General features: G+C 67.8%; 8 protein-coding genes and 3 pseudogenes. 5 read left to right on the top strand and 6 right to left on the bottom strand.

Annotated features, from left to right (window positions below; genetic code table 11):
• Positions 1–345 (top strand): annotated as a pseudogene (locus tag GA0070215_RS29420) (transposase); the annotation flags it as partial.
• Between the two features lie 120 nt (positions 346–465).
• Here GA0070215_RS29420 and GA0070215_RS29425 read toward each other — a convergent pair.
• The 5 genes from GA0070215_RS29425 to GA0070215_RS27510 form a co-directional block, all read right to left on the bottom strand.
• A complete protein-coding gene (locus tag GA0070215_RS29425; protein WP_091051706.1) occupies positions 466–1,785 on the bottom strand; it encodes an NYN domain-containing protein in 1,320 nt (439 codons plus the stop codon).
• A gap of 65 nt (positions 1,786–1,850) precedes the next feature.
• Positions 1,851–2,519: a hypothetical protein gene (locus GA0070215_RS27495; RefSeq protein WP_091051710.1), complete on the bottom strand. Its 669-nt coding sequence runs from the start codon at positions 2,517–2,519 to the stop codon at positions 1,851–1,853.
• Between the two features lie 30 nt (positions 2,520–2,549).
• Positions 2,550–3,233, bottom strand: a complete 684-nt coding sequence (locus GA0070215_RS27500; protein ID WP_091051713.1) for a GOLPH3/VPS74 family protein — start codon at positions 3,231–3,233, stop codon at positions 2,550–2,552.
• Between the two features lie 15 nt (positions 3,234–3,248).
• Positions 3,249–4,268 carry an acetamidase/formamidase family protein gene (locus GA0070215_RS27505; protein ID WP_091051716.1) on the bottom strand — a complete coding sequence of 340 codons (1,020 nt, stop codon included), beginning with the start codon at positions 4,266–4,268 and terminating at the stop codon, positions 3,249–3,251.
• Between the two features lie 5 nt (positions 4,269–4,273).
• On the bottom strand, positions 4,274–5,686 hold the full coding sequence (locus tag GA0070215_RS27510) for an APC family permease (RefSeq protein ID WP_091051718.1): 1,413 nt from the start codon (positions 5,684–5,686) through the stop codon (positions 4,274–4,276).
• A gap of 273 nt (positions 5,687–5,959) precedes the next feature.
• Here GA0070215_RS27510 and GA0070215_RS27515 point away from each other — a divergent pair, with 273 nt between their 5' ends.
• From GA0070215_RS27515 to GA0070215_RS28270, 3 genes are read left to right on the top strand one after another with little or no spacing between them, the layout of a single operon-like run.
• Positions 5,960–7,192 carry a helix-turn-helix domain-containing protein gene (locus GA0070215_RS27515; RefSeq protein WP_091051720.1) on the top strand — a complete coding sequence of 411 codons (1,233 nt, stop codon included), beginning with the start codon at positions 5,960–5,962 and terminating at the stop codon, positions 7,190–7,192.
• Positions 7,193–7,195: 3 nt separating this feature from the next.
• Complete coding sequence (locus GA0070215_RS27520; protein WP_091051724.1) at positions 7,196–7,912, top strand: creatininase family protein; 717 nt, start codon at positions 7,196–7,198, stop codon at positions 7,910–7,912.
• Between the two features lie 52 nt (positions 7,913–7,964).
• The gene (locus tag GA0070215_RS28270; RefSeq protein WP_141708278.1) at positions 7,965–9,794 is read left to right on the top strand and encodes a S9 family peptidase; all 1,830 of its coding nucleotides are present in this window, start codon (positions 7,965–7,967) and stop codon (positions 9,792–9,794) included.
• Here GA0070215_RS28270 and GA0070215_RS29430 read toward each other — a convergent pair.
• A pseudogene (locus GA0070215_RS29430) lies at positions 9,774–10,049 on the bottom strand (NsdA family TPR-like regulatory protein); the annotation flags it as partial. The gene GA0070215_RS28270 and the pseudogene GA0070215_RS29430 overlap by 21 nt on opposite strands.
• An 89-nt stretch (positions 10,050–10,138) precedes the next feature.
• Between GA0070215_RS29430 and GA0070215_RS27540 the strand changes: the two are divergent.
• Positions 10,139–10,400: pseudogene (locus GA0070215_RS27540) on the top strand (IS982 family transposase); the annotation flags it as partial.

The raw sequence follows: 10,400 nt of genomic DNA on the forward strand, positions 1-10,400 counted from the left end.
ATGATCGTCGGCTGGCAGGTATCCACGTCGCTCTACACCGACCTCGCGTTGGACGCGTTGAAGATGGCGATCTGGCGCCGTCAGAACCAGGGCACTGACCTGGGCGGACTCGTGCATCACTCGGACCGAGGAGTCCAATATCGAGCGATCCGCTACAGCCAGCGCCTCGCCGAAGCCGGCGCCGTCGCCTCCGTCGGCTCCAAGGGCGACTCGTACGACAACGCCATGGCCGAGGCGTTCAACTCGTTGTACAAGGCCGAACTCGTCCGCAACCAAGGCCCGTGGCGCGGACTCGACGACCTGGAGATGGCCACCGTCGAGTACATCGACTGGTACAACAACCAAGGAGCTACACCGCAGCGCCGCCGACGCGGTGGCCAACACGATCGATCGGCGCCGCCCAAAGACCGCCTGAGGGACGGCCGACGTGGTCGATGGGCGACGCGTGACGCGTGGTACCAGTGGCTACGAAGGGCGTTCCGTCTGGCCTGCGCGCTCCGCACTGGCAGGCGGTGCGCCCAGCCAGGCGCGAACCGTCGCGATGTCCTCGTCGGAGAGTGTGATCTCGGCTGCGTCGGCCCGGCTGAGGACGTTGCCGACGAACGCCGCGGCTATCTCGTCGGCTGCCGGTACGGGCTGGCGGTGCAACGGGCACCCTCCGTATGAGGTGCCCCGCACGACGAACCCGACAGCGTTGCGGCTGACCGGCAGCCCTTGTTCACGCAGATGGTCACGGACCCAGCCGGTGCACTGGGTCAGATTGAACCGATGAGACTGAGCGTATTCGGCGAGTGTCCGGTAGAGCGCGGGCCACCAGTGTTGCGGCATTCGCGGCAGGTCGAGCTGATCCACCAGACGTTCGACGGGATCCGGTAGACCGACCCGCGGCGGTGCGGTCGCGGCCGCTGGGGCCGGATGGCGACTCGTGTCCCAGAGCAGGTGCTGCGATGTCCGCAGGTTCGGCAACGTCAGGCTCCCCACGGCGCGGGCGAAACTGCCGAAGCCGAACCAGTTGCTGTCGCTGACGGACGGGCCGAGCTGGGTCCGCAGCCGGGAAGCGAGCGAGGCCATGTTCAATGGCTCGGTCGCCATGGCGTACTCCTGGGTCAGGATGGACCGGAAGGCCCCGTACGCCTCACTCTGACCAGCGGCAGGGGTGACACCGTCGGCAGCGGCCAGATGTTCGTCGAACCGGTCCTCCACCTCGCTGCCGGTCTCATCGTCGAGGTCGACCGACTCGCCCTGCACCAGAGCCAGCAGGTGTTGGCTATCGAGAACCTGGTCGGCGATCGCGGTGAAGGCCTCGGCCGCGTCGGCGGGTGACACGATCATGGTTCGCCGGTCGGAGCGGCGCAGGCGTTGCAGCAGCGGGGTCATGTCGGAGTCGCCGGACGCAATCACGAACTCGTCGTACCGGGTGTCGGCGGACAGCGCGTCGACTGCGTCCACGACGATTCTGATGTCGGCTGCGTTCTTTGTGCTGCTGTAGCGCGGGCAGTCGATCACGTCGAAGCCGGCGCGGACAAAGAAGGGCCGGAACTTCGAGAAGTACAACCTGGGCTGGTCCTCGCCCGCGTCTGGGCGGTACACCCAGCCTGCGGGGTTGAGGTAGCAGCGCAGGACCAGCCAGCGCCGCTCGCCGTCCGTCGTGGCCGCTGTCGCCAACCGGTGCAGCCATCCCCCCGGATTCTCGGCGAAGTGGACGGCTACATCCGGGTCCAGCTTGTAGAGGCCGCTGAAAACGTTGTCGAAGTCGAGGTACAGCGCCGTCCGAACACGATTCACGAGCGCAAACTACCAACGCAGCGCAAGGACGGGATCGCACTCGTGCTGCCGAAGTGGCAGTAGGCCTATCGGGTGGTGGCCGCAGGTGGTGAGGCAGCGGGTGGATCCGGCCGCGTACCGGCGTGGATGGGGTTGGAGGGCCAGCGTCGGCCGCTTCCGGCGGGTCGATGCATGCCGAGCAGGGTCGGGCCGTCGGGTAGCCGGATCGGGGCGGTGAGCTGGTAGCCGTGGCGGATGAACAAGTCTCGGTCGCGAACGGTCACGTGGGCCCAAGAGGGCATGCCGGTGCGGTCGATGCGTGTGAGGTAGTGGTTCAGCATCGCCTCGTCGAGGCCGGTGGCATCGTCAGGCGGAGTGGCGAGAACGGTGAGGTGGTGGTGCGGCTCGACCGGCCGGTGGGCTTCCAGGAGGCTGTCGAGGTCGCGGAAGCGGGGCAGGTAGGGGCCGGTGGCGTCCGTGAGGCGCTCCGGGTAGTTCGCCGGTGGTGGCAGGGGTCGGAATCGGTGTAGACCGACGGTGGCGGCGGTGAGGTCGTCGGTGACCTGAATGTCGCCGAAGAACAGGGCGTGTTCGACCCAGATGTCGGCGACCGCGCTCAGGACGGGTAGGCACAGTTCGGCGCGGGTGACCAACCAACCCGCGAGAGCGCTGGGGTTCAGCGCGGCGGCGACGAGGCGGGCGATCTGGTGTCGTTCCTTCCAGCGGGCGGCGCGGATACGCGGCAGCTCAGTCATCGGTGTCAAGTGCTCCTGAGGTTGGGCGGGTTATCGGTAGGCGGCGGTGGCGAGGTCACCGACGAGCGCGTCGACGGCAGCGGTGACCGCCCGCACGGGTAGGTAGTGCTGGTCGGCGACGGTGCGTAACCGGGTGGGCAGGGTGGCGGTGTCGTCGTCGAGGTAGAGCCAGTCGGAAAGACCGAGTACGGCGACGAGGCCGGCGAGCGCGGCGGTGTGGTTGTCCGGCTGCTCCCGACCTTGCGCGAGGGCGCACAGCCGGGAGCGGGGAATGATCTGCCAGCGGCTGTGGCTGGGCAGGTAGGCATCAGCGCGGACCAGCCCGGCGAGGCGTCGCCGCTGCTGGTGGTGCAGGATCCCGGCGGCGAGCAGGCCGGCGCGGGTGCGGTCGTAGAGGTCGTCGCTGAACGCGCGCAGCCAGCCGCGCAACGGCGGTGGCATGGTGGCGTGCCGGATCGAGGCAAGCGCGGTGTCGGCGATCAGGTCCCCGACCGGCCGGTCGGCGTGTAGGTGCAGGCGCGGGTCGCCGCTGGGGCGGGTGGTGTCGTTCGGGTCGAGCACCACCCGCCCGGCGAGGAACAGGTCGATCAGGACCGCGCCGGCCATGCCGAGGGCGAGGGCCTGCCGATGTACGTGGGGTTGGCCGGTGTCCTCGTTGTGCCCGAGCAGGAACACCTCGTCCCGCAGCGGCAGCGGTCGAGTCAGCGCAGTCATCACCTACTCCTGCCCTTACCGCGGCCCGGCGGCGCGCTGCCGCAGGCGGGTGTGGACCCCGCCATATGCCGGGGACGGCCCGGGTAGCAGCGCGGTGTCGACCATCGCGGCGACGGTGTAGTTGGGATCGCACACGTTCCCGATCGGCGCCCGACCGGCTTGAGAGACCAGCTGGTAGGCGTCGAGGGTGTCCATGCCGGTCAGCTCGGCGATCCAGCCGACGAGGTCGGTGTGGGCGATGCGGTAGGCGTCCTCCAGGGGTCGGGCGCAGCCGATGGAGGCGATGCCGGTGTCGGTTTCCAGCCGTGGCCACACCGTGGGGGTCTTCTTGATGACCTCGACGGTGAGGGTGGTGACGGTGGCGATCTCGATACCGACGCCGCAGGCTTCACCGTCGCCTTGGCGGGCATGGCCGTCGCCGAGGGCGAGCATCGCCCCGTGCACGTTGACCCCGAGGTAGACGGTGGAGCCGGCCCGCACCAGGGGGGTGTCGAGGTTGCCGCCGTGGCTGTCCGGGACGATCGTGGACCGGGCCTCGAAGCCGGCCGGGGCGACACCGATGGTGCCGATCATCGGCTCCAACGGCAGGTCCACCTGGTGGCCGCTGCCGGTGGCCTGGAAGCGGACGGTGCCGGCGTCGCGGTCGATGCCGTACAGCCACACCCGCTCCTCCAGCGCCGGCTGCAGAGTGGCCGTGTGTGACGTCGACGTCAGGGCCCCGAAGTGTGGGAACGTCGAAGACACACCCCACTCGCGGGCTGGGGTGATGGACAGGATGTGCACGGCGAGGGTGTCACCCGGCTCGGCGTCCTCGATGAAGAACGGCCCCGACACCGGGTTGAGGTAGGGCATTTGGCACACCTGTGACGGCAGGTCCCCTGGACCGCACACCCGCCCGCCGAAGCAGTCCTCGGTGAACACCTCCAGTACCTCCCCGGACCGCAGGTGCCCCACGGGCATCCGGCCGCCGAAGGTGTAGGCGAGTTCGTCGCGGGCAGGCCGGTAGAGCACCGGTCCAGCCGTGTCGATGGTCATGGGGCTCACACTCGTTCCATGGCGTGACGGGACAGGGACGACTCGGTCGCGGTCAGCCCGGACAGGACGGGCCGGCGACCGGTGGCGTAGAGGCCACCAAGGACCAGCACTCCGAGGGCCAGCCACGCCAGGCCGAGGCGCTGGGCGGCGATGTTCGCGTTCACGACGACGTAGGCGAGGACGGCGAACCCGGCGGCGGGCATGACGAGGTGTGCCCACCAGTTCCGGCTGCGGCGCCGGATGAGGTAGTGCACGACCACGGTCACGTGCAGGACCAGGAACGCCACCATCGCCCCGAAGTTGATCAGCGACGACAGCAGCGTGATCCCGTCAGAACGGAACGACATGTAGAGGCCGAGGGCGAGGGACACCACGGCGGTGAGCAGGGTCGCGTTCAACGGCACGTTCCGCCTCACCGACACCTTCGCCAGGAAGGCCGGCAGCTGCCGGTCCCGGGCCATCGCGTACAGCAGCCGGGACGTGGCCACCTGCGCCACCATGCTGTTCGGCAACCCCCACGCGATCGCCGTCGCCACCGCGCACAGCGTCGCCAACCAGCCGCCCCCGGCGACGCGGGCGGCGTCGTAGAACGCCGTCCCACCCGGATCCCCGTCAGCCAGGAGGCCGGCCGGGTTCGGGACAAGCATCGCCGCCAGCCAGGTCTGGAGAATGAACAACACCCCGGCCAGCACAAGCACGGCGGCCATGGCCCGGCCGATCTGGCGGGCTCCGTCCCGGGTTTCCTCCGCCAGCATCGAGATGCCGTCGAAGCCCAAGAACGACAGCACTGCGATCGACACCGCACCCCCGACGAGGGACCAGGTGAAGGTGTGCGAGTTGTAGAACGCCTCCCCGCTGATCCGGCCCTTCCCCGCCAGCAGGGCGCCCGCGGCCACCACGAGGAACACCGCCAGCACCAGCAGCTCACCGATCAGCATCACCCGGGTCACCACCGCCGTCATGCGGATGCCCACGGAGTTGACGACCGTGTTGACGGCGACAAAGCCGATCAGCCACGCCCACACCGGCACCCCGGGCACGGTGGCGTGCATCGCCACCGACGCCACCAGATACAACAGCCCCGGCACGAGGACGTAGTCGAGCAGGATCACCCAACCGGCCAGGAAGCCGACCGGTGGGCTGATGCCCCGACCCGCGTAGTTGTAGACGCTGCCCGACATCGGGAACGCCCGCACCATCTGCGCGTACGAGAACGCCGTGAACACCAACGCGACCACGCCGATCGCGTACGCCAGGGCCACCATGCCACCCGAGCCGGCGTACACACTGCCGAAAATCGCCATCGGCGCGATCGGCACCATGTACACCAACCCGTAGGCCAGCAAATCCCGGAACCGGAGATGTCGCGCCAGCTCCTGCCGATAGCCATACCGGGAAAGGTCATTCTCGAAACTCATCCTGCTCCTCACGAATTATGCAGAGGTCATCTCGCGGCTGATGGGTTCGCAAGGAAAATGCTTCGTCAAGTGCGAAACCTTCGCTAGCGGTCTGGCCCGTCATGTGAGCGGGTATCTCAGCAATGAGAATTGCTCAATGGATGAGATGAGTCGATAGTGCTGATGCGGACACCGGGTATTGTCCGCATGCAACCGCCCGCGTAGCGTTCGACTACGCACGGTCAGACCTGTCCGGCGACGGCAGCGACAGACGGACGGCATCCAGGAGTACCAGTGGCGCAAGCTCCACGACGGCTCACCCCACATCGATCGGCGCTGCACGGGTTCGGAGCCGCGCTTCGACAGTGGCGCGAGCACCGTGGGCTGTCTCAGCGTGCTCTTGGCAGGCTGGTGCACGTCAGCGGAGACCTGATTGGCAAGGTCGAGAAGGCCGAACGTTGGCCGTCTACGCGCTTCATCGAGGCATGCGAGAGCGCACTGCAGGCGGGCGGTGAGCTCCTCCGTCTCCGGTCGGACCTGGAGAGCGAGCGTCGGCTGAGCGCCGTCGGTTACCGCGTGGCCGAAGGTGCCGAGGGCCGACTCCGGGACTCCCTCGATCATCCCGGCAAGCCGGACCTGTTGCACTCGTGGCCCGAGCAACTCGCATACCTCGCTGGCGCCGGCAACCGCACTGGCTACGCCGGAATGGCATCCACCGCCCACGCGCAGATAAGCGTCGCTGCCGCCATCTGCCGGCGAAGCCGCTCAGCCGATCGCCGGGAGCTGCTGATCGCACAGGCCCTGTGGGCAGAGTTCCTCAGCTGGATCGACGAGCAGAGAGACGCCGCCGATTCCGACGCTTGGTTGCGACGCGCCCAGAGACACGCCGTCGAGGCTGACGCGCCGGCCCTGACAAGCTACGTCCTGATGAGGCAGAGCCAACGCGCCATCGAGCGCTTCGATCCTCGGAATGCCATTGCCCTGGCGAAGCGGGCACTGAACGAGGCTCGGCTACCCGGCCGCATCCGCGCCCTGCTGCTGGTCCGTCAGGCTCAGGCGTACGCGATGGGAGGTGACCAGAACGCCTGTGCCGCCAGCCTCGAAGAGGCGCGCAGGGTCGTCGGCAGCGCAGACGGGGACTCGGAACTACCGATCGATGTTAGTGCTCACTGCGACCCGGTGTACGTGGCTGCCCACGAAGCCCAATGCCGTCTGCTGCTCGGACAACCGGCAGCTGCGGCCGATCTCTATGAGCAGCTCCTACGGCATTGGCCAGCGCACCAGCGTATCGATGAGGCGCTTTGGCGGTCGGCCCTGTCGACCGCCTACATCAACAGTGGCGAGATGGAGCGGGCGGCGACTGAGGCTGCCAAGGCCCTGGATTTGGCCACTGGCACCTCCTCCGCGCGGGCTCTGCGCTGGTTGAATCCGACGGCGGTGGCCCTTCGCCAGCAGGTGGCCGTCCCCGAGGCGGCGGCCTTCGTGCTCGCCTACCGGCAGGCGACCCTCGAAACGTGCAACCATTAGCCCGTGGACCTGATCACCACGGCGACGAGCACCGAGGAGTCCGAGCGAGCGGCGTCCGTCGCGGTCCTCCCGGTGGGAAGCTTCGAACAGCACGGCGCGCACCTGCCGCTACTGACGGACACCGTCGTGGCATGTGCGATCGCGAAGGCCGTAGCCGAGCGCTATGGGCTCTTTCTGCTGCCGCCCGTCACGATCTCCTGCTCCCACGAGCATGCGGCGTGGCGCGGAACGGTCAGTATCAGCGCCACCACCCTGGCCGCCGTGGTCGTTGATATCGCCGCCTCCCTGCGTCAATCCGGCATCAATCAGCTCGCCGTGATCAACGGGCATGGCGGCAACTACGCGCTTGCCAACGTCGTTCAGGAAGCCAATGTCGTCGGACCCAGGATGACTCTGTTCCCCGCTCGGGCTGACTGGGACGACGCCCGAGTGGCCGCTGACCTGCACAGCACAGCCCACCAGGACATGCACGCGGGTGAGCTCGAGGTTTCGTTGCTTCTGCACGTCGCACCGGAGGTGGTCCGTGACGGCTTCCAGGACGCTGACCACCTAGCGGACGATCGACGTCACCTCCTCACGCGGGGCATGAGTGGCTACACCGCCAGCGGCATCGTCGGTATGCCGTCCCAGGCGACCGCAGCCAAGGGAAAAGCCATACTCGAAGACCTTGTTCGCTCCTTCGCCGACCATTACGGCCTCCTGTCGAAACCCGAGGCGTGACGCTAGACGAGCCGTTGTCCGGCCGGTGTGCAAACTGTTCGAGGAGGCATCCGTGAGGCCGGGTGGCCGTATCCCTGAAGTGTCGGTGGAAGACGCCGTCCGCGCCTCGGTGAGCTATGACGAACTGCGTACCGCCGATGACGGCCTGTACTGGTTGGAGACCCGGCCTGACGCCGGTGGGGGCACGGCGGTGGCACGGTGGCGGTCCGGCGAGGGCAAGCGTGATGTCAGTCCAAAGGGCCTTGATGTCGCCAGCGGCGTTCACGCGTACGGGGGCGGTTCGTTCGCTGCTGCCAAGGGCACGTTGTGGTGTGCCGGCCCCGATGGCGTCTACCGGAGCCGCCGTCGCGACGATCAACTCGATCTGATCGCTTATGGCTCCTTCGGTGACCTGACGGTCGGCGACGGCGAGTTGCTGGCTGTGCGGGAGTCGGAGCGGGGTGACGAGCTCATCGCATTGACATTCACTGCTGCTCCGCCGATGCGGACTCTCGCTGTATCCCCGGGTTTCCTTGGTGCGCCGCGGACGGCTCCGGGTTGGTTGGCCTGGACGGCCTGGAGCGAGCGCGATATGCCTTGGGATGCGTGCGAGGTGTGGGTGGCCCGCTACTCGCCGGGTGGCGTGATCGAGAATCCTGTCAAGGTAGCCGGCGGTGCAGGGGAGTCCGCGGTCGAGCCGCAGTGGGGACCCGATGGGGCGTTGTACTTCGTCTCGGACCGCAGCGGCTGGTGGAACCTCTACCGGTGGGACGGCCTCAAGGCGCAGGCGGTGGCCCCGATCGCGGGTGAGTGCGCTGCTGAACCGTGGGAGTTGGGCTACGCGTCGTATGGCTTCCTCGACGACGGTCAGATAGTCGTGGCGGTGCAGGAGGGGCCGCGACACCGCCTTGTCGTCATCGGGCCCGAGGGCATTGTCCGCCCGGTCGATCTTCCGTACACGTCGATCAAGCCGTACCTGGCCGTTCGAGGGACGACGGTGGCGTTGATCGGATCATCGCCGACCGTCGCTCCGCAGGTCGCGCTCGTAGAGCTGGCTGGTGCTGATCCTCAGGTGGAGGTGCTTGCCCGGTCGGAGCACGCAGCACTCGACGGGGCGCAGGTATCGACGCCGACGGAGCTGCGCGTTCGAGTGGCCCGTGGTCGGGAGGTGCTTGCCCTGGTGTATCCGCCGACGGGCTCGGCGGCGGACTGGCAGGCACCGGTTATCGTCCGGGCGCATCCTGGGCCCACCGCGTCCTGCCTGCTGCGTCTCGATTGGCAGGCGCAGTTCTTCACCAGTCATGGGTTCGCCGTCGTTGATGTCGACTACCTGGGTAGCACTGGGTACGGCCGAGCGTTCCGGGAATCGCTGTACGGCCGGTGGGGTTTGGCTGATGTCGATGACTGCGCGGCCGTTGCTGTTCACCTGCTGACGGCGGGGCGGGCGGTGGCGGGGCAGGTGTTCATCCGTGGTGCCAGCGCCGGTGGATATACCGCTTTGCATGCGGTGACACAGGATGGGCCGTTCGCCGCTGCCACCGCCGTGTCGGCGATCGTGGATCCTTACCGGTGGGCGCAGACGGTGCCCCGATTCCAGCGGGCACACGCAATGCGGCTGCGCGGGGGCGCCGGCCCGGTCCGTGCCGCCGCTGTCCAACGGCCGGTGCTGCTGATTCACGGCACCGCCGACGGGGTGGCCGTGGTCGAGGATGTCCGCGAACTCGCAGACGAGATGACGTCTCTCGGCATGGCGCCTGCGGTTCTGCTTCTTCCTGATGTCGGCCACTACGTGGCGTCGTCCCGTCGAGCAGGCGCGGCACTTGAAGCGGAGCTGGTTCACTATCGCTCGGTGATGGCGAACGCGGCCAACGATCAACAGGCGTTACACAGCCGCCAGCGGTAGCCGGTGACGCACGTACTCGACGAACTCCCGGACTTCCGGCTCACACCGGTAGGGCTCGAGGTCGGCCTGCACCTCGACGATGCGCTGCAGGCAACGGTGTGAGGTGGTTCGTGCCGCGTAGTCGACTGCCTCGCGTGCGGTTGCGCAGGCTTCGTCGATGCGCCCGGCGGCGACCAGCGTGGAGGCCAGCAGTGCGGTGTCGATGGCGAGTCGCCGGACGTGAGTGGGGCTCAGGGCGGTGAGAGCATCGCCTAGACGATCTATTCCAAGGGTTCCGGGGCAGCGAACAGGAGCGAGGGTGTCCATGATCGACGTTGCGAAGCAACGATGACCATGGAGGCCACGTGCACGTCGATCGGGACACCCTCGCTACCGCACTGTACGTGAAGATCGACGATGAGCTGAAGGCGTCACCCCAGCTCAACCGGTGGCGACCAGCAGTCGGTATCGCTCCGAAGATCACCGACGCGGAGTTGATCACCCTTGCGGTGTTGCAGTCCGTGCTGAGCTACCACAAGGAAGCCCAGTGGATCCGCTACGCGCGCAAGAACCTGCTCCACCTGTTTCCCGACCTGCCCAAACAGCCCGGATACAACAAGCGACTGC

Origin of the sequence: Micromonospora marina (assembly GCF_900091565.1) — a bacterium.
GTDB lineage: Bacteria > Actinomycetota > Actinomycetes > Mycobacteriales > Micromonosporaceae > Micromonospora > Micromonospora marina.

Excerpts from the sequence above, each read along its gene's own strand:
- GA0070215_RS27505 (WP_091051716.1), bottom strand. The coding sequence starts at position 4,268 with ATGACCATCGACACGGCTGGACCGGTGCTCTACCGGCCTGCCCGCGAC.
- GA0070215_RS27500 (WP_091051713.1), bottom strand. The coding sequence starts at position 3,233 with ATGACTGCGCTGACTCGACCGCTGCCGCTGCGGGACGAGGTGTTCCTG.
- GA0070215_RS27510 (WP_091051718.1), bottom strand. The coding sequence starts at position 5,686 with ATGAGTTTCGAGAATGACCTTTCCCGGTATGGCTATCGGCAGGAGCTG.
- GA0070215_RS27495 (WP_091051710.1), bottom strand. The coding sequence starts at position 2,519 with ATGACTGAGCTGCCGCGTATCCGCGCCGCCCGCTGGAAGGAACGACAC.